18 protein-coding genes are annotated in these 17,678 nt (G+C 69.5%); 12 read left to right on the top strand and 6 right to left on the bottom strand.

All coding sequences use genetic code 11. The annotated features are described in order from the left end of the window. The first annotated feature begins 9 nt into the window (after positions 1 to 9). Positions 10 to 1,785: a 3-hydroxyacyl-CoA dehydrogenase family protein gene (locus GPZ80_RS17610; RefSeq protein WP_187221459.1), complete on the top strand. Its 1,776-nt coding sequence runs from the start codon at positions 10 to 12 to the stop codon at positions 1,783 to 1,785. A 51-nt stretch (positions 1,786 to 1,836) separates the two neighbouring features. On the opposite strand, the gene GPZ80_RS17605 is transcribed toward GPZ80_RS17610, so the two are convergent. Continuing rightward, complete coding sequence (locus GPZ80_RS17605) at positions 1,837 to 2,049, bottom strand: FmdB family zinc ribbon protein (protein WP_312880404.1); 213 nt, start codon at positions 2,047 to 2,049, stop codon at positions 1,837 to 1,839. Between the two features lie 79 nt (positions 2,050 to 2,128). Between GPZ80_RS17605 and GPZ80_RS17600 the strand changes: the two genes are divergently transcribed. The 3 genes from GPZ80_RS17600 to GPZ80_RS17590 all read left to right on the top strand — a co-directional run bounded on the left by GPZ80_RS17600 (position 2,129) and on the right by GPZ80_RS17590 (position 3,942). Then, on the top strand, positions 2,129 to 2,431 hold the full coding sequence (locus GPZ80_RS17600) for an Rv1322 family protein (protein ID WP_187221457.1): 303 nt from the start codon (positions 2,129 to 2,131) through the stop codon (positions 2,429 to 2,431). 169 nt (positions 2,432 to 2,600) lie between these two features. Beyond that, positions 2,601 to 3,182 carry a hypothetical protein gene (locus GPZ80_RS17595; protein WP_187221456.1) on the top strand — a complete coding sequence of 194 codons (582 nt, stop codon included), beginning with the start codon at positions 2,601 to 2,603 and terminating at the stop codon, positions 3,180 to 3,182. A gap of 16 nt (positions 3,183 to 3,198) precedes the next feature. Beyond that, a complete protein-coding gene (locus GPZ80_RS17590) occupies positions 3,199 to 3,942 on the top strand; it encodes an alpha/beta fold hydrolase (RefSeq protein WP_187221455.1) in 744 nt (247 codons plus the stop codon). Positions 3,943 to 3,973: 31 nt separating this feature from the next. Here GPZ80_RS17590 and GPZ80_RS17585 read toward each other — a convergent pair whose 3' ends face one another. Then, complete coding sequence (locus GPZ80_RS17585; protein WP_187221454.1) at positions 3,974 to 5,008, bottom strand: adenylate/guanylate cyclase domain-containing protein; 1,035 nt, start codon at positions 5,006 to 5,008, stop codon at positions 3,974 to 3,976. 218 nt (positions 5,009 to 5,226) lie between these two features. On the opposite strand from GPZ80_RS17585, the gene GPZ80_RS17580 reads away from it, so the two are divergent. Continuing rightward, entirely contained in the window at positions 5,227 to 6,102 is an 876-nt protein-coding gene (locus GPZ80_RS17580; RefSeq protein ID WP_312880403.1) for an RNA-guided endonuclease InsQ/TnpB family protein, read from the top strand. 39 nt (positions 6,103 to 6,141) lie between these two features. On the opposite strand, the gene GPZ80_RS17575 is transcribed toward GPZ80_RS17580, so the two are convergent. Beyond that, entirely contained in the window at positions 6,142 to 6,594 is a 453-nt protein-coding gene (locus GPZ80_RS17575; protein ID WP_187221453.1) for a universal stress protein, read from the bottom strand. A 94-nt stretch (positions 6,595 to 6,688) separates the two neighbouring features. On the opposite strand from GPZ80_RS17575, the gene GPZ80_RS17570 reads away from it, so the two are divergent. Continuing rightward, a complete protein-coding gene (locus GPZ80_RS17570; RefSeq protein WP_246477199.1) occupies positions 6,689 to 7,132 on the top strand; it encodes a nucleoside deaminase in 444 nt (147 codons plus the stop codon). A 156-nt stretch (positions 7,133 to 7,288) separates the two neighbouring features. Here GPZ80_RS17570 and GPZ80_RS17565 read toward each other — a convergent pair whose 3' ends face one another. Together GPZ80_RS17565 and ccrA are read right to left on the bottom strand one after the other, a co-directional pair. Continuing rightward, positions 7,289 to 8,491 (bottom strand): chromosome segregation protein, encoded by a 1,203-nt coding sequence (locus GPZ80_RS17565; protein ID WP_187221452.1) that lies wholly within the window; start codon positions 8,489 to 8,491, stop codon positions 7,289 to 7,291. Between the two features lie 81 nt (positions 8,492 to 8,572). Then, positions 8,573 to 9,904, bottom strand: a complete 1,332-nt coding sequence (gene ccrA, locus GPZ80_RS17560) for a crotonyl-CoA carboxylase/reductase (protein WP_187221451.1) — start codon at positions 9,902 to 9,904, stop codon at positions 8,573 to 8,575. Between the two features lie 190 nt (positions 9,905 to 10,094). Between ccrA and GPZ80_RS17555 the strand changes: the two genes are divergently transcribed. Then, the gene (locus tag GPZ80_RS17555) at positions 10,095 to 10,466 is read left to right on the top strand and encodes an SPW repeat protein (RefSeq protein ID WP_446678427.1); all 372 of its coding nucleotides are present in this window, start codon (positions 10,095 to 10,097) and stop codon (positions 10,464 to 10,466) included. A 10-nt stretch (positions 10,467 to 10,476) separates the two neighbouring features. Here GPZ80_RS17555 and GPZ80_RS17550 read toward each other — a convergent pair whose 3' ends face one another. Next, positions 10,477 to 10,998, bottom strand: coding sequence for a TetR/AcrR family transcriptional regulator (locus GPZ80_RS17550; protein ID WP_376771689.1), 522 nt, complete (start codon positions 10,996 to 10,998; stop codon positions 10,477 to 10,479). A gap of 42 nt (positions 10,999 to 11,040) precedes the next feature. On the opposite strand from GPZ80_RS17550, the gene GPZ80_RS17545 reads away from it, so the two are divergent. The 5 genes from GPZ80_RS17545 (at position 11,041) to GPZ80_RS32775 (ending at position 17,675) form a co-directional block, all read left to right on the top strand. Beyond that, positions 11,041 to 11,337 carry a VOC family protein gene (locus tag GPZ80_RS17545; RefSeq protein WP_187221449.1) on the top strand — a complete coding sequence of 99 codons (297 nt, stop codon included), beginning with the start codon at positions 11,041 to 11,043 and terminating at the stop codon, positions 11,335 to 11,337. A gap of 88 nt (positions 11,338 to 11,425) precedes the next feature. Beyond that, positions 11,426 to 12,886 carry a peptide MFS transporter gene (locus GPZ80_RS17540; protein WP_187221448.1) on the top strand — a complete coding sequence of 487 codons (1,461 nt, stop codon included), beginning with the start codon at positions 11,426 to 11,428 and terminating at the stop codon, positions 12,884 to 12,886. Positions 12,887 to 13,019: 133 nt separating this feature from the next. Then, complete coding sequence (locus tag GPZ80_RS17535; RefSeq protein ID WP_187221447.1) at positions 13,020 to 14,606, top strand: DUF4331 domain-containing protein; 1,587 nt, start codon at positions 13,020 to 13,022, stop codon at positions 14,604 to 14,606. A gap of 64 nt (positions 14,607 to 14,670) precedes the next feature. Then, positions 14,671 to 15,966 (top strand): tetratricopeptide repeat protein, encoded by a 1,296-nt coding sequence (locus GPZ80_RS17530; RefSeq protein WP_187221446.1) that lies wholly within the window; start codon positions 14,671 to 14,673, stop codon positions 15,964 to 15,966. Beyond that, complete coding sequence (locus GPZ80_RS32775; protein ID WP_312880402.1) at positions 15,963 to 17,675, top strand: High-affinity nickel-transporter; 1,713 nt, start codon at positions 15,963 to 15,965, stop codon at positions 17,673 to 17,675. Before GPZ80_RS17530 ends, GPZ80_RS32775 begins: the two co-directional genes overlap by 4 nt. The last annotated feature ends 3 nt before the right edge of the window (positions 17,676 to 17,678 follow it).

The following is a 17,678-nucleotide window of genomic DNA, read 5'->3' as shown; positions in this document are numbered from 1 at the left end:
GAGGTAGCTGTGGCGCGTGAGTTCTCCACCGTCGGTGTTGTCGGGCTCGGGACCATGGGTGCGGGCATCGCCGAGGTACTGGCCAGGACCGGTGTCCAGGTGATCGCGGTGGAGGTCGACGACGCGGGTATCGAACGCGGACGCGGCCACATCGAGCACTCCACGAGCCGCGCGCTCGCCAAGGGCAAGCTCGACGAGGCCGCCCGCGACGAGCTGCTGGGCCGGGTCACCTACAGCACGTCGCTCAACGACCTCGCGGGCGCCGACCTGGTGATCGAGGCGATCCCGGAGTCGCTCGAACTCAAGGCGCGCGTGTTCGCCGAGCTGGACACCATCGTCGGCCCGGACACCATCCTCGCCTCCAACACCTCGTCGCTGTCGATCACCGAGATCGGTGTGCACACCGGCCGCCCGGGCAAGGTCGTCGGCCTGCACTTCTTCAACCCGGCGCCGGTCCTCAAGCTCACCGAGGTCGTCAAGACCGTGGTGACCGAGCCGGACGTGGTCACCGACGTCGTCGCCTTCGCCGAGCGCCTGGGCAAGGAGCCGGTCGTCATGGGCGACCGCGCGGGCTTCATCGCCAACGCGCTGCTCTTCGGCTACCTCAACCACGCCGTGTCGATGTTCGAGACGAAGTACGCCACCCGCGAGGACCTCGACGCCGCCATGCGCTACGGCTGCGGCTACCCGATGGGCCCGCTGGCGCTGCTCGACCTCATCGGCCTCGACACCGCCTACGAGATCCTCGAGACGATGTACGCGCAGTCGCGCAACCGGCTGCACGCCCCCGCCCCGATCCTCAAGCAGATGATCACCGCGGGTCTGCTCGGCCGCAAGACCGGCAAGGGCTTCTACACCTACGACGCCCCGGACTCGCCCAACGTCGTCGCCGACGCCCAGACCCCGGCCGCCGCCGGGGACACCGGGGTGTCCACTCGCGACGTCCAGCGGGTCGGCGTGGTCGGCACCGGCACGATGGCCACCGGGATCGTCGAAGTCTTCGCCCGCAAGGGTTTCGACGTCGTACTCCGCGCCCGCAGCGCGGACAAGGCGACCGCGGCGATCGGCAAGGTGCGCAAGTCGCTCGACCGCCAGGTCGCCAAGGGCCGCCTCGCCGAGGAGGAGCGCGACGCGATCCTCGGCCGCATCAGCCCGGCCGTGGAGTTCGAGGAACTGGCCGACTGCGACCTCGTGGTCGAGGCCGTCGCCGAGGAACTCGCCATCAAGCAGGCGGTTTTCGGCGCGCTCGACGAGGTGCTCAAGCCGGGTGCGATCCTGGCCACCACCACGTCGTCGCTGCCGGTCATCGAGTGCGCCGCGGCGACCTCGCGCCCGGCCGACGTGGTCGGCCTGCACTTCTTCAACCCCGCGCCGATCATGAAGCTGGTCGAGATCGTCGAGACCATCTCCACGGCCGAGGACGTCGTCGCCACCGCGCACGCGATCTGCGAGAAGGTCGGCAAGAAGCCGGTCCACTGCGGCGACCGCGCGGGCTTCATCGTCAACGCCCTGCTCTTCCCGTACCTCAACGACGCGATCAAGATGCTGGAGGCGCACTACGCGGGCGCCGACGACATCGACAGCGCGATGAAGGTCGGCTGTGGCCTTCCGATGGGCCCGTTCGAACTCCTCGACGTCGTCGGCCTCGACGTGTCGCTGGCCATCGAGCGCACGCTCTACAACGAGTTCCGTGAGGCCGGTTACGCCCCGGCCCCGCTGCTGGAGCACCTGGTCACCGCGGGCCGCTTGGGCCGCAAGACCGGCAAGGGCTTCCGGGATTACTAAAATCGCGCTGTGACATGGCGTCGGCCGGCAGGCGCCATGCCACAGCACTGACTAGCCGCAACAACCGCCGCCGCAGCAGCCTCCGCCAGCTTGGGGTGCTGTTGCGGCGGAGGTGTTGGATCCGGCGAGGCCTGCCATCTTGAGCAGCTTCACCGTGTCGGCGTGGCCCTCGGGGCAGGCGGCGGGGTCGGACGACTCGGCCATCGGGCGTCGCACGTCGAAGGTCGATCCGCACTCGCGGCAGCGGAACTCATAAGTGGGCACCCGCATATTCTGCCTCCCACGGAACGTCACCATCAAGGCGACCGAGCAGCGCCACCAGGCGCCATGTCACAGTTTCACCGTGCCCCGCCGCAACCGACCCAAGTACGCCATCGGCGACGATCCCCGTCCGCTCAGCGGCGGGCTGGCCGCCCAGCGGCGCGAGAGCGCCCACGACGGCGACTGGCTGGTCCGCAACGTTCCCGGGGCACACGCGACCAAGATGTACCGCTGCCCGGGATGCGACCACGAGATTCCCGTCGGCATGGCCCACGTGGTCACCTGGCCCGCCGACGACTACGGCTCGGTGGAGGACCGCCGACACTGGCACCAGGCGTGCTGGGCCGCACGCGGCCGCCGCGGGCCGACGTCGCGCAGGCGCTGACCCGACTGGGTGATCGACTTCACCGTCGGGCTGCGGGTTTGGCTGGCGGTGACGCCCTCGTATGCGCTTGCATTGACACATGGACGACCGCTCGCTTCCGTGTCCGCGGCCTTGGCGTGCCGCGGACGGATCCGCCCAGCCCTCCGGAACCCCGACGGGAGCCGTGTGCGTGGCGACTTTCGACGGCGTCACCGGTCTGCTGATCCCGGCCCGGCAGGCGAGAGTCGCGGCGGGCATCATCTTGATCATCTTCGGACTCGGCCTCGGCGGGCTCGCCGCGCTGCTGATCATCCGGGGCGGTGTGGGTCCCACGGTCGGCGCTGTCGTGCTCGGAATCCTCGGTGTCCTGCTGCTGGCCGCGGGGTTTTTCGCGCTCAAGCGCAAGCAGCGGATGGTGGGCATCCTGCTCACCCCCGACCACATCGCGCTGACTTGGGTGCATCCGGTGGTCCGGCTGCCGTGGCAGGACCTCACCGAGGTCCGTCCGCTGAGCCTGCGCATCGGGCGGTCGCGGACCGGGCCGACCCAGAACTACCTGGGCCTCATCTCCGCGGTCGCGGCCGACACCCGGATGCGCAAGGTGGCCGCCAAGTTCGGCCGTGACGTCGCGTGCGCGGTGCCCATGCGGAGCATGGACCTCGACCAGCTCGTCGTCCTGCACACCCTGCAGTTCTACCTGGACAACCCGGACGCGCGCGCCGAACTCTCGGGTGAGGACGCGGTGCGGCGGGTCCGCGAAGGCCGCTTCTGAGGGTCACAATGGCGACGTGCACTTCACCGATACCGGCTCCGGCACCCCTGTCGTCCTGCTCCACGCGTTCCCGCTGGACTCGCGTATGTGGGACCCGGTCCGCGAGGCGCTCTCCGAAGTCGTCCGGCTGATCACCCCCGACCTGCGCGGCTTCGGCCGCACGCAGGCGGGCGACGCCGAGCCGTCGGTGGAGACCCTCGGCCAGGATGTCGTGGCCCTGCTCGACGAACTCGGACTCGACCGCGCCGTGATCGGCGGCTGCTCCATGGGCGGTTACTGCGCCATGGCCGCGCTGCGGGCGGCGCCGCGGCGCGTGTCCGGGCTGCTGCTCGTCGACACCAAGGCCGTCGCCGACACCGAGGAGGCCGCCGCCAACCGGCTCAAGGTGGCGGAGCGCGCCGAAGCCGAGGGGACCGCGCCCTGGCTCGCCGACACGATGCTGCCGATGCTGCTGGCAGACCAGGCCTACGCGGGCACGGTGCGCGAGCAGATGGAGTCGCAGAGCCCAGCCGCCGTGGCGTGGGCCCAACGTGCCATGGCGATCCGCATGGACTCACGCGACACCCTGCGGTCCGCGGGCGTCGACACCCTCGTCGTGCATGGTGCGCTCGACAAGCTGATGCCGGTGCCGGTGGCGCAGGAGCTCGCGGAGCTGACCGGTGGCGAGCTGCAACTGCTGCCCGACACCGGCCACCTGCCGTCGATCGAGTCCCCGGGGGCTTTCCTGGGCGCGGTCACACCCTGGCTGGCCAAGCGCTAGCCAGGGCCACGGTCCTCATGGGACGTCGCGGTTACCGGCGTTTGCGGCGCGGACGCCCGTCGGGGACGAGGTCGATGGTGGGCACCTTCGACTCCTCCGAGCGGCGCAGCACCGCGCACTTGAGCCTGCTGAAGCCGCGCACCGACACCGGCCTGCGGCTGCGCACGGTGTACGCCTCGACCCCGCTCAACTCGTCGGCCAGCGCGCGGTCGATCATCACCGTGCCGGGGCGGGCGACACCGGTGAGCCGGGCGGCGATGTTGACCACCGACCCGTAGACGTCGCCGAAGCGGTTGAGGACGCGGCCGTAGGCCATGCCCGCGCGCAGGGCGGGCAGATCCGGGTCGGCCGCCGCGGCCTCCAGCAGCCGCAGCGCGATCTCCGCGCCCTGCTGCGGGGAGTCGGCGACGTACAGCACCTCGTCGCCGAGCATCTTCACGATCCGGCCGTGGTTGTCCGCGACGATCTCCGCGGTCATCGCGTCGAACCGGTCGACCATGGTGACCAGCTCGGCCTCGTTGGCCCGGCGGGTCAGCGTGGTGAAGCCGACCATGTCGGCGAACCCGACGACCTCGTTGCGCACCTGCAACTGCTCACCCGGGCTGGCCAACGCGCGGCCCGCGTAGGCCGCCAGGTGCCTGCGCCAGGTGTAGTTCTGCAGGCGTTCGAGGTCGGGCACCAGGCGCTCGACGAACCGGCCGAGCTGGCGCTCGTCGGAGACCAGCTCGGGGTTCGCCGAGAGGATGTCGGTCATCAGGTGGACCTGCCACTCGGCCAGCCGGGAAAGGTGCTGGCCGAGCATCCGCGCGGTCGCGGTGGTCATCTCGGGCTCGATGATGCCCGCCAACATGAGTTCCTGCGTGACCCGCAGGGCCTCGACATCGCTGTCGGTGAACACCACATCGTCGTCGCCGACGGTGGCGAAGCCGAGTGCCCGCCACAGCATGACGGAGCGGTCCAGCGGCACGCCCGCCTTCTCGCGGACCTGCTGACGGGTGTAGCGGCGCTCGCCGCCGAGAAGGATCTCCTCGACCTGCCGCTGCGCCGCCCCGAACTCCTCGGTCACGTGGTGCTCCCGATGGTGGTCCGGTGTTCACGGATGAGAGGAATCACGAGCGGGTAGCTCGCCAAGGTCCGTGATTGCCGTGGCCTGCCGGGTCTCACCGGGGTCTCCTGGTTTTGTCGGTGCTGGTCACTACGTTGATCGACATGTGTCGGTTCCGTCTCCAGCCGACACCCGCTCAGGAGCGGGCGTTGCTTGAGCATTGTGGGCATGCCTGAGTCGTGTGGAACCTCGCCGTGGAACAACTCGCCCACTGGCAGCCTGGACGCAAGACAGCGCCGGGGTTCGTCGAGCAGTCCCGCCGGCTGACCGAGGCGCGGGCGGAGAACCCGTGGTTGAAGTCGTACAGCATCACCCGCGACCGGGCAGACCGCTGGCATGTGGCGTTCCCCGTTGCGCCCGAGCCCGTTCCGGCACCGGGTATCGGCGACGTTGTGGGTGTAGATCGCGGTGTAGTGGTGTCGGCGGCGTTGTCCACCGGGGAACTGTTGTCCGCGCCCACTCTCCGCGACACGGAAAAGGCGCGGTTGCTGCGGCTGCGACGCAAGCTCGCCCGGGCACGACGCGGCTCCAACCGGCGTGGCAAGGTCAAGACGGCGATCGCGCGACTCAAGGCTCGTGAAACCGACCGGCGCAAGGACTGGGTTGAGAAGATCGGCACCCGGCCGGCCCGGGAGTTCGACGTGATCGGCGTCGAACATTTGAAGATCACCAACATGACCCGGTCGGCGAAAGGCACGGCCGACGCACCCGGTCGAGGTGTGCGGCAGAAGGCAGGCCTGAACCAGGGCGTCCTCGCCAACGGATGGGGACAGTTGGTCACCCGACTCGAGCAGAAGGCCCCAGGTCGGGTCGTGAAGGTCGACCCGCGATACACCAGTCAGAGTTGTTCGGCGTGTGGGGCCGCAGATCGGAAGGCGCGCGAGAACGAAGCCGCCTTCCGCTGCCGATCCTGCGGCTTCGTCGCCAACGCTGACGTGAACGCGGCGTGCGATATCCGTAACGCCGCAGGGCATGCCGTGGCTGCACGGGGAGGCCCGCCGTTGGGCGGGCCTGCGAACCGTGAACCTCAACACGACCTCTTCCTCGTGGGGTAGTCGCAGTTGTAATCCCCTGATTTCAACCAGGGGAGGATGTCAAGTTGTGTGGACGATGAGCACGTCGACGGTCGACTTGCGCGCGGCCTCCGACGGCACCGAGCCCAGGATGCGGCCCGCGAGGGTGTTGAGGCCCCGGTTGCCGATCACCAGCAGGTCGGCGTTGTGCTCGTGCACGACCTTGGTCAGCGCGGGCACCGGGTCACCGTCGACGACCACGGTCTTGACCTTGGTGGCGCCCGCGCGGGCGGCGCGCTCGGCCGCGGTGCGCACCGACTCCTCGGCGGGGTTGGACCCGACCACCTGGTACGCGACGTCGGAGCCCAGCGAGTCCTGAGCCCGTTCGACGGTCCGTGCGCTGGCGGGCTGGAAAGCACAGGCGATCACGAGCGTCGCGCCCGTGTCGCCGGCGATCGCGGCGGCGCGATCGACGGCGCGGTACGACGAATCCGAGCCATCGGTGCCGACGACTACGGTCTGATAGGCGGCCATTGCGGATGTCCCTCCCGAGTCCTACTTGCCGGTAGACTTAACCAGGTCAACGACCGATTCGCCCGTCGGACGCGCCAGAACGAGAATCGACGCGATGAAAACGACAGAGATGCTCGCCATAGCCATCGCCGAGGCACAAATCGGACTGGCCGAGGGCGGCATCCCGATCGGCGCCGCGCTGTTCGGACCATCCGGTGAACTTTGGGGTCGTGGGCACAACCGGCGCGTGCAGGACGGCGATCCGTCGGTCCATGGGGAGACTTCGGCGTTTCGGGCCGCTGGTCGGCGGCGGTCCTATGTGGGGACGACGATGGTGACGACACTGTCGCCGTGCTGGTACTGCAGTGGATTGGTACGGCAGTTCGGGATCTCGAAAGTGGTGATCGGGGAGTCTCGGACGTTCACCGGTGGGCATGACTGGCTTGCTGAGCATGGGGTTGAGGTTGTTGTGCTCGACGACCCCGAGTGCTTCAGCCTCATGAGCTCGTTTATCGCGGCCAATCCGGCCCTTTGGTATGAGGACATCGGCGCGGTCTGACACGGCTCGCTCTTCGGGCCTTGCCGTTCTGGGGTGGGATGCCCCTCTGGCTTGAGTGAAGATGGCCAGGACGAGGGGCGAGGCGATCTGCGGGAGCAAAGAGCCGGGCATTGACTGCGCCCGCGCGCACTCAATGCCCGGCTCTGGGCGCTGTGATCAGCGGGGTGCGCCTGCTGAGGACTCCTGAGTCGGCTTGGGGAGCCGTTGGGTGCGCTCGCCATTCGGCTCGGGCTTCGCACGCACAGCCTCGGCGGGCGGAGTGTTCTTCGGTTCGGGCTTCTCGGTCGGGCGCTCCGGCTTGCTCGCCGGGGTGCGCTCGGTGTCGGACTCCACGGCTTCCCAGTGCTCCTGCGGCGGCCCGACCGGCTTCATCATCTTGGTCGGGCTCTCGTCCGCCGGGGTGCCGTCGATCGTCTTCGGGGCCCGCTCCTCCGGGAGCGGGTCGAGGATCGGCGTCGCGTCGGCCAGTTGGACGTGGGCGTCGGCGATGAGGTCGCGTGCGGTGTGCAGCTGGTCCGCCACCCGGGCTCGCAGCTGGCGCAGTGCGGCCACGCGCTGGGTGGCGTGGGTGATCCGGCGGTTGGCTTCCTCGGTGGCCTCCCGGACACGGCGGTGCGCCTCCGTGGTGGCCTCCTTGAGCCGCGAGGTCGACTCGGTGATTGCTTCGTGCCGCCTGCGGTTGGCTTCCTCCGTGGCCTCACGCACGCGGCGTTCGGCTTCGGACTTGCTGGTCGCCTCCTGCTCGGCCAGCGCGCGCATCGACTCCGTGCGGCGCGAGGCCATGGCGATCTCGAAGTCCTCTTCGACCTTGGTTCGCCGCTCCAGGGACGCGGCATCGATCCTCGCCGCCTCCGCCTTCGCCGCGGCGACGGTCTGCTCGGCGTCCGTACGGGCCTTCTCGACGACGCCGACGTGTTCGGCCTCCATCGCCTTGCGGCGCTGATCGAGGTCGGCCATCAGCTTCTCGTAGCGCTGCTTGAGGATCAGCGCGTCGGCTTCGGCCTTCTGCCGGATGCGCTCGGCGTCGACCTCCGCCCTGGCCCGTTCCTCACTCGCCTCGTCCTGGGCGAGCCGCAGCATCCGCTGCAGCCGCTCGCTCAGGCCCTCAAGGGTGGTCGGCGGCAAGGAGAGCCGCTCGACCTGACCCTTGAGTTCGTCGATCTCGGAGCGGCTCCGTTCGAGCTGCTTCGCGAGATCCGTCGCCTGTGAGACGGCCGCGTTGCGGTCGGCGTGCAGTAGCTGCAGTTCGGCGTCGAGCCGCTCAAGGTGCTCTTCGACCTGCGCGCGGCTGTAGCCCCGCTTGGTGATGTCGAATCCGGCACCCAACGGCACGAGATCGCGTTCCTCGCCCAATCCCATGGGGTCACGCTACCTGTCTGGGTTACGCCACTCACGACAAGTAGCGGTATCCCACATCGAACGGCCCGTCCGGGTGATCAATCAGACACCGCGAAAACGGTTGATCGCGTCGAGGTGCTTGGCCCGCATCTCGTGGTCGCGCACGCCAAGACCCTCTTCCGGGGCCAGGCAGAGCACGCCGACCTTGCCCTGGTGGGCGTTGCGGTGCACGTCGAGCGTGGCCTGGCCGGTGTCGGCCAGCGCGTAGGTCTTCGACAGCGTCGGGTGGATCAGACCCTTGGCGATGAGCCGGTTCGCTTCCCAGGACTCGCGGTAGTTCGCGAAGTGCGAGCCGACGATCCGCTTGAGGCTCATCCACAGGTACCGGTTGTCGTACTGGTGCATGTAGCCCGAGGTCGACGCGCAGGTGACGATCGTGCCGCCCTTGCGGGTGACGTAGACCGACGCGCCGAAGGTCTCGCGGCCCGGGTGCTCGAAGACGATGTCCGGGTCCTCGCCGCCGGTCAGCTCGCGGATCTTCTTGCCGAACCGCTGCCACTCCTTCGGGTCCTGGGTGTTCTCGTCCTTCCAGAACTTGTAGCCCTCGGCGCTGCGGTCGATGATCAGCTCCGCGCCCATCTTGCGGACGATGTCGGCCTTCTCCTGGCTCGACACCACACACACGGGGATCGCGCCGCCGTTGAGGGCGAACTGGGTCGCGTAAGAGCCGAGGCCGCCGGAGGCGCCCCAGATCAGCACGACGTCACCCTGCTTCATGCCCGCGCCGTTGCTCGAGACGAGCTGGCGGTAGGCGGTGGAGTTCACCAGGCCGGGGGACGCGGCCTCTTCCCACGTCAGGTGCTTGGGCTTGGGCATGAGCTGGTTGGACTTGACCAGCGCGACCTCGGCGAGCCCGCCGAAGTTGGTCTCGAAGCCCCAGATGCGCTGCTCGCTGTCCATCATCGTGTCGTTGTGGCCGTCGGGGCCTTCGAGTTCGACGTTGAGACAGTGCGCGACGACCTCGTCGCCCGGCTTCCATGCGTGCACACCAGGGCCGGTGCGGAGCACGACGCCGGACAGGTCGGAGCCGACCACGTGGTACGGCAGGTCGTGCTTCTTCGACAGCGGCGACATCTTGCCGTAGCGCTCGAGGAACTTGAAGGTGGAGACCGGCTCGAAGATCGAGGTCCACACGGTGTTGTAGTTGATGGCGCTGGCCATCACCGCGACGAGCGCCTCACCGGGGCCCAGTTCGGGGACCGGCACGTCGTCGAGGTGCAGCGACTTGCGCGGGTCCTTGTCCCGGGACTCGAGACCTTCGAACATCCCGGCCTCGTCGGCGTGCACGGTCACACCCCGGTACGACTCCGGAACCGGCAACGAGCCGATCGCGTCGAGCTCGTCGGCCTGGATGGCGTCGAGGATCTTCTGCACTGCGGGACCTCCCGGCGAATCGGTCACAAGGGCTCAAACACCCAGGTGGCGTGATGTTACTTAGCGGTAGACAGCAGGTACCGATGATGTGAGGGATGGCACGCACTCGATCGTTGCAGGTCGATATTGACCAGCGGCTCCTACTGAGCGGACCATGGTCTCGGGATCTCCCTTTGATGGAGGTGGTCTCGTGAACGAGTCGCAAGCGGTCAAACCGTGGACCCGTCCGCACGACTGGGCCGAGGTGGTTCTCGGCGTCGTCGCGATGGCGTCTCCACTCTGGATGGCAACCGACAACGCCGCGATGTGGACCATGGTCGTGCTGGGCGCGCTGATCGCCCTCGACGGCCTGGTATCGCTCGCGATGCCGGGCATGGTCGCCGGTGAGGCGATCCAGATCGTGCTCGGCGTGCTGCTGTTCATCTCGCCCTGGGTCATGAGCTACACGGACCTGACCGGCATCGCGTGGTCCTCCTGGATCATCGGTGCCCTGACCGTGGTGGCGGGTGCCGCCGCTCTGCCGATGGCGCAGGCGGCCAGCCGGATGGCCGGATCGCACTGAACCGGCGAGGTCACCGGGCCGCGATCGCCGCGGCCCGGTCGACCAGCGCGCTGACCAGGGCTTCTTCGTCGCCCAGGACGCCGGGAAGGGTCAGCGACTCGACGATCAACCCGGTCATGGCGATATAGAGCAGCACCACCGTCGTTCGATCCCCGGGGAGCCCGGAGTCGAGGTGGAACGCGATGCTGTCCTCCAGCCGCGCGCGGATGGTCTCGGTGAACCCGGCCCGCAGGTCCGGCCGCCGGGTGGCCTCCAGACGCAGTTCCAGCAGCGCCAGATAGCCCGCGCGGTCGGCGTGCAAGCGCCGAAGGATGTCGCGCGTGAACCGCACGACCAGCTCCCGGTCGCGCGGTGCCCGCAATGTCTCCTCCACCCGCGCCGGATCGGGCGCGAGTCGCACGTGGATGTGCGCGCCGACCTGGTCGAGCAGCGCGTCGCGACTGGGGAAGTAGTTCGAAGCGGTGCCCTTGGGCACGCCCGCCTCGGCGTCGACCGCCCGGAACGTCAGTCCTCGGGCTCCTTCGCGCGCCACACCTCCACCGCCGCGCCCACCAGCGCTAGGCGTCGATCGTCGTTGCGTCACGAGTCGGCCGAGTCGTTCAGGTTCGACATCGTCCAGGTCGACCACGAGTCGACGCCGGAGCCCTATCGCGACCGTCCCGTGGCCGGAACGATCTTCGCCCTGGTGGTGGAGGACGCCGCGGCGGAGGAAGTCCGCCTGCGTGCGGCGGGCGCGGAAATCGTGAAGCCGGGCACGGATGAACCGTGGGGCCAGCGGCACTTCCACGTCGCCGTGCCCGGCGGTCTGCTGCTCGAACTCGTTCAGATGATCGCGCCCGACGCGGCGTGGCTCGCCGCGAACGGTTTGTGAACGGGTACCTACCTTCGTAGGAAGGTCACCTGTCGTACGGTCTCCTCGGGAGTTCTCCACACAACGGAGTGAGAGGGGACCGGCGACCGTGACCGCCACTACCGACCTCGAACAGGGCAAGGGTTTCTTCGGACACCCGCGCGGCCTGGCCAACCTGTTCGGCACGGAGCTGTGGGAGCGCTTCTCCTACTACGGGATGCAGTCGATCCTGCTCTACTACTTGTACTTCAGCGTCGCCGACGGCGGGCTGGGGATCACCCAGTCCACCGCGGCGGGCATCGTCGGCGCGTACGGCGGCTCGGTGTACCTGGCCACGATCGCCGGGTCCTGGGTCGCCGACCGACTTTTCGGCCCCGAGCGCACGCTGTTCTACAGCGGCTCGCTGATCCTCGCCGGACACGTCGCCCTCGCTGTCCTGCCCGGCGTCACGGGCGTGGCCGTGGGCCTCATCTGTGTGGCGCTCGGCTCGGGTGGACTCAAGGCGACCGCCACCGCGCTGGTCGGCGCGCTGTACGCGGCGGACGACGAGCGGCGGGACTCCGGCTTCTCGATCTTCTACATGGGCATCAACCTCGGGGCGCTCGTCGGACCGCTGCTCACCGGGCTGCTGCAGACCCGTGTCGGCTTCCACTGGGGCTTCGGGCTCGCCGCCGTCGGCATGGCCGCCGGGCTCACTCAGTACGTCCTCGGGCGCAAGCACCTGCCCGAGTCCGGCCGGATCGTCCCCAACCCGCTCGACGGACCGGGCCGCGTCCGGGCGTTCGCGGTGATCGGCGCGGGCGTCGCGGCAGTGCTCGCCCTGGTGCTGACCGGTGTCGTCGGCGCGGACAACCTGGCGATCGTCGTCACCTGGGTCATCGGGGTCGCCGCGGTGACCCTGTTCGCGATCCTGCTGACCAGCCGCAAGGTCGACGGTGTCGAGCGGCAGCGGGTCGTCGCGTTCATTCCGATGTTCCTGGTCAGCTTCGGCTTCTGGGCGCTGTTCCAGCAGCAGTTCACGGTGCTGGCGATCTACGCCGAGACCCGGGTCGACCTGAACCTCATGGGCTTCGAGATCCCGCCGTCGTGGTTCGCCTCCGTGGAGCCCCTGTTCGTGGTGCTCCTGGCCCCGGTCTTCGCCGCACTGTGGGTGCGGCTGGGCTCGCGGCAGCCGTCGACGCCGGTCAAGTTCGCCCTCGGCGTCGCCGCGATGGGCGTGGCGTTCCTGGTGATGGCGTCGCTGGGCTTCATCGAGGGCCCGAAGGTGATCAACCCGTTGCTCGTGGTGCTGGTGTTGGTGATCTTCGTGCTCGGCGAGATGTGCCTGTCCCCGGTCGGTCTGTCACTGTCGACGAAGCTCGCCCCGAAGGCCTACGGCGCGCAGATGGTGGCGCTGTTTTTCTTGTCGGTCGCGCTGGGCACGTCGGTCGCCGGAGCACTGGCTGAGTACTACTCGAAGGATTCGGAGCCCACGTACTTCGGTCTGCTCGGTGCGGGCGCGATCGTGTTGGGCGTGGTCATGGCCCTGCTGACGCCCGCTGTCCGGAAGTTGATGAACGGAATTCGCTAAATCGTTATCGCTATTGATGTGCGACAAGAATTCATCCAGTCGGGTAGTGAACTCGATCACGACCGGCTCCGAATTGCAGAAGTCCCGTTCGCGCGTGCGCGAGTCGGGCCGCAATTCGATGAAGGGATGAAGCATGTCAGCACCCCCACCCACCCGTCGCCGACGACGGGTGGCGGTCGCGTTGATCGCGGCAGGCAGCACGGTGCTCACGGGCGTCCTGGTCGGGCTCGCGCCCGGCCCCGCCGTCGCCTCGAGCCACCGGGAAGCGCCGCTGATCGCGGCAGACCCACCGGTGGACAACACCGACGTCTACGCGTTCGTCAGCCCCGACAACCCGGACACCGTCACCCTGATCGCCAACTGGTACCCGTTCCAGGAACCGAACGGCGGACCGAACTTCTACCCGTGGGCGACCGACGCCCGCCACGACATCAACATCGACAGCGACGGTGACGCGAAGCCAGACGTCACCTACCGGTGGACCTTCCGCACCGACGACCGCCGCGGGAAGTCCACGTTCCTCTACAACAACGGGCCCGTCACCTCGCTCGACGACGAGAACCTGTTGTTCCGCCAGACCTACACGCTCGAAGTGGTGAACAAGCACGGCCACGCCAAGACGCTGATCAAGAACGGCAAGGTCGCGCCGTCCAACACCGGTGCCGCCTCCATGCCGGACTACGGCACGCTGCGGGACCAGGCCATCACCGACGTTCCCGGTGGCGGCAAGAGCTACGTCGGGCAGGCCGACGACTCGTTCTTCCTCGACCTGCGCGTGTTCGACCTGCTCTACGGCGGGAACCTTTCCGAGGTCGGGCAGGACACCCTCGCCGGCTTCAGCGTGAACACCATCGCGCTGCAGGTCCCCAAGTCCTCAGTGGTGCTCAACGGCGACGCGGGCCGCAACCCGGTCATCGGCGTCTGGAGCGACACCGAGCGCAAGTCGATCAAGCTCAAGCCGGGTGAGCAGCAGGCGTTCGGGCCGTTCGTCCAGGTCTCGCGCCTGGGGAACCCACTGGTCAACGAGGTCGTCGTGCCCGCCGGGCTCAAGGACAAGTTCAACTCGCTGACCCCCGACCAGGACCGCAACATCCCGGACCTGGTCAACCGGGTCACCGACCCGGAGCTGCCCAAGCTGATCGAGGCGATCTACGGGCTGCCCGCACCTCCGACCCCGCGTGACGACCTGGTGGAGATCTTCCTGACCGGGATCACCACGAAGGCGGGCGGGCCGATCCAGGCCGACCTCAACTCCCAGTTGAACAACGCCGACGTCGACCCGAACAAGTTCGCCCCGTCCGAGCAGTTGCGCCTCAACGTGGGTATCCCGCCCGCCGCCGACCCGAACCGGCTCGGTGTGCTCGCGGGGGACCTGCAGGGCTTCCCGAACGGCCGCAGGCTCACCGACGACGTCGTCGACATCGCCGTGCAGGCGGTCGAGGGCGCCGCGGTGTCCGGGATCGTCCCGGCGCTGGCGGCGGGCGACAAGGTCGACGCGAACGACAAGCCCTTCGGCGCGTCGTTCCCGTATGTCGCGCTGCCGGGCAACACCTCGGTGAACCAGACCTCGTCCGGCGGCTCCTCCATGGTCCCGCCGCCGTTCTGGTCCACTTTGCCGCCGAGCCAGCCGCTGCTGGGCGGCCTTCTCGCGGCAGTGCTGATCGGCTCGGGTGTCGCGCTGTACCGGCGCAGGCCCGAGTCCGCGCCCGCGTTCGCCTAGTCGGAGACACCCCGGGCGCACGTGGCGTGCGCCCGGGGGTCCGCGTTCCCCGGAGGTTTCCCGCATGTCTTCCACACCCGGGCGCAGGCGGATCTTCGCCGTGGCGGTGATCGTCGCCGGCGTCGCCGTGCTCGCCGCGAGCGCCTCGACCCTGTTCGCCCGCCCCGCCGTGCCGACCGCGTCGGCGCCGAGTCTGTCCGCACTGGACCGCGCGGTCGACGCGGCTCAGGCCAAGCTGCGCCGCGTCCCGAACGACCCGGACGCCTGGGCGCGGCTCGGCATCGCCTACGTCGAGCAGGCCAGGGTGCGCGCGGACCCGAACTACTACCCCAAGGCGCAGGGCGCGCTGGAGAAGTCGCTGGCGCTGCGGCCGGAGCGCAACGCCGAGGCGCTGATCGGGCTGGGCGCGCTGGCCAACGCCAGACACGACTTCACCGCCGCCCGGCAGTGGGGTGAGAAGGCCAGAGCCGTCGCACCGGACACCGCGGAGGTCTACGGCGTGCTGGCCGACGCCTACACCCAACTCGGCGACGCCGAGGCCGCCACCGACGCGGTCCAGCGCATGCTCGACCTCAAACCCGGGGTCGCCTCCTTCACCCGTGCCGCCTACGACCTCGAACTCCGCGGCCAGGTCGACGAGGCCCGCGCCGCGCTCGAACGTGCCCGAGCCGACGGCTGCGGCGCGTTCTGCGACTACCAACTCGGTGAGCTGGCCTTCGACACCGGCGACCTCGACGGCGCCGCTCGGCACTACGAGGACGGGCTGCGGGCCGACCCACGCGACGTCTCGCTGCTCCGCGGCCGGGCGAAGGTCGCCGCCGCGCGCGGCCAGACCGACGACGCGCTCGCCGGCTACCGCGACGTGGTCAGTCGCGCCCCACTGCCCGAACACCTCCACGACTACGCGCTGCTGCTGACCGCCGCGGGCCGCCCCGAGGAAGCGGCGGCGCAGTTCACCGTGCTCGACGCCCAGCGCGCGCTCGCCGAGGCCGCGGGCGCCACCGACGACCTCGACGGTTCCGTGATCGCCGCCGACCGGGGTGACGTGACCACCGCGCTTCGACTCGCCGAAGCCGAATGGGGCAGGCGGCACCAGGTCCTCGTCGCCGACGCGATGGCGTGGGCCCTGCACCTCAACGGCCGCGACGCGGAGGCCCTGACCTTCGCCGACCGCGCGGGCGCGCTTGGCTGGCGCAACGCGGGCCTGGCCTTCCATCGCGGCATGATCCTGCACAGCCTGGGCAGGCAGGCGGAGGCCGCCACGGCACTGGAACAGGCCCTGTCGATCAATCCCCATTTCTCCGTCGCCGACGCCGCGACCGCGCGGCAGACGCTTGAGACCATCCGGGCGGGCAAGTGAAACGGCTGGTCACGGTCCTGATGATCGGCCTCGGCGCGCTGGTCGCGGCGCCGGGGAGCGCGGTCGCCCATCCGCTCGGCAACTTCACCGTCAACCACTACAACGGGTTGACCCTGCACCCCGACCGGATCGACCTTCGAGCCGTGGTCGACCTGGCCGAGATCCCGACCCTTCAGGAGCGGGCCGAGATCGACTCCGCGGGCTACGCGGGCGAACAGTGCGCTGCCTTGCGGGACGCGATCGCGCTGTCGGTGGACGGGGACGCGGTCTCCTGGCGCGTGTCCCGCGCGTCGAGGGAGTTCCGGCCCGGCGAGGCGGGGCTGGCGACGACCAGGGTGACGTGTGAACTCAGCGCCGCGGTCGACTTGAGCGGCTCGGCCACGGTCGACGTCCGGGATTCCTTCCGCGACGACCGCGTCGGCTGGCACGAGCTCACCGCGCGCGGTGAAGGCGTGGCGTTGAGTGAGTCCCCGGTGCCTTCCGCGACCATCAGCGACGAGTTGCGTGCCTACCCCGACGATTTGCTCTCCGACCCATTGGATGTGCGCGCGGCGACGCTGCGGGTCCAACCGGGCTCCTCCGGTTCCGGTGTGGCGGGTATGGCGTCCGGCTCCGGGTGGTTCGGCTCGGCGGTGGCGGGCATGACCGGATGGTTCACCGACATCGCGGGAAGCAAGGAGCTCACGCCGCTGGTGGGGCTGTTGGCAGTGGTGCTTTCGCTGGTGCTGGGAGCTTCGCACGCGGCGCTGCCCGGGCACGGGAAGACGGTGATCGCCGCGTATCTGGCGGGCAGGCAGGGGACCACGCGGGACGCGGTGCTGGTGGGGGCCACGGTCACGATCACGCACACGGCAGGCGTGCTCATCTTGGGCCTGGTGATCAGCGCTTCGAGCGCGATCGCGGGGGAGGGCGTGCTGGCGGTGCTCGGCGTGATCAGCGGGCTGTTGGTCGCGGGCATCGGCGCCGCGCTGCTCCGCTCGGCCCTTCGGCATCGGAGGGAACCGGTGACCCAGCTGATCGACATGCCAGTACTGGTCGGGGCGGGCGCACCGGTCCCCGCGGGGGGTGGCAAACATCGGCTCGGCCATCCTCGCGGTGACGAGCAGGGTGTCGGCCTCGGGCAGGTGCTCGATCGCGAACCCGCGCCTGGCCACGGCCACGCGGATGCGCCCGGAGTCGGGCCCGGGCTTGGAGACGCCCACGGACATGGGCCGGGAGTCGCGTCCGAACCTGGGCTCGGAGCCACGGCCGGTCATGGACATGGACATGGACACGGTCACGTGCATGGACTGGGCCACGGCCACGGCCACGGCCACGGCCACGGCCACGGCCACGGTCACGGTCATGGGCATGGGCACGGGCATGGACACGGACACGGACACGGGGTCCGTCGGGCGGGGTTGATCGGCATGGGTGTCGCGGGCGGGCTCGTGCCCAGCCCGTCCGCCCTGGTCGTCCTGCTCGGCGCGGTCGCCCTGGGCCGCACCTGGTTCGGCGTTCTGCTTGTCCTCGGCTACGGCCTCGGCATGGCGGGCACGCTCACCCTTGTCGGCGTGCTCCTCGTGCGCATGCGCGATCGTCTCCAGCGCCTGGAGAACCTGCGCGCCAGGGCTTGGCGGGTCACCGCCCTCATCCCCGTGCTCACCGCGACCCTCGTGCTGATCGTCGGCATCGGCCTCGCCGTGCGCGCGGCCACCGGACTCGGATAGGAC

It is taken from the genome of Actinokineospora xionganensis, assembly GCF_014323725.1.
GTDB lineage: Bacteria > Actinomycetota > Actinomycetes > Mycobacteriales > Pseudonocardiaceae > Actinokineospora > Actinokineospora xionganensis.
The sequence above is the reverse complement of the archived record's forward strand: the minus strand, read 5'-3'. Positions and strand labels throughout refer to the sequence as shown.

Coding starts and splice junctions, on each gene's coding strand:
- GPZ80_RS17575 (WP_187221453.1), bottom strand. CDS start 6,594: ATGGCCGCCTATCAGACCGTAGTCGTCGGCACCGATGGCTCGGATTCG.
- GPZ80_RS17570 (WP_246477199.1), top strand. CDS start 6,689: ATGAAAACGACAGAGATGCTCGCCATAGCCATCGCCGAGGCACAAATC.
- GPZ80_RS17565 (WP_187221452.1), bottom strand. CDS start 8,491: ATGGGATTGGGCGAGGAACGCGATCTCGTGCCGTTGGGTGCCGGATTC.
- GPZ80_RS17535 (WP_187221447.1), top strand. CDS start 13,020: ATGTCAGCACCCCCACCCACCCGTCGCCGACGACGGGTGGCGGTCGCG.
- GPZ80_RS17530 (WP_187221446.1), top strand. CDS start 14,671: ATGTCTTCCACACCCGGGCGCAGGCGGATCTTCGCCGTGGCGGTGATC.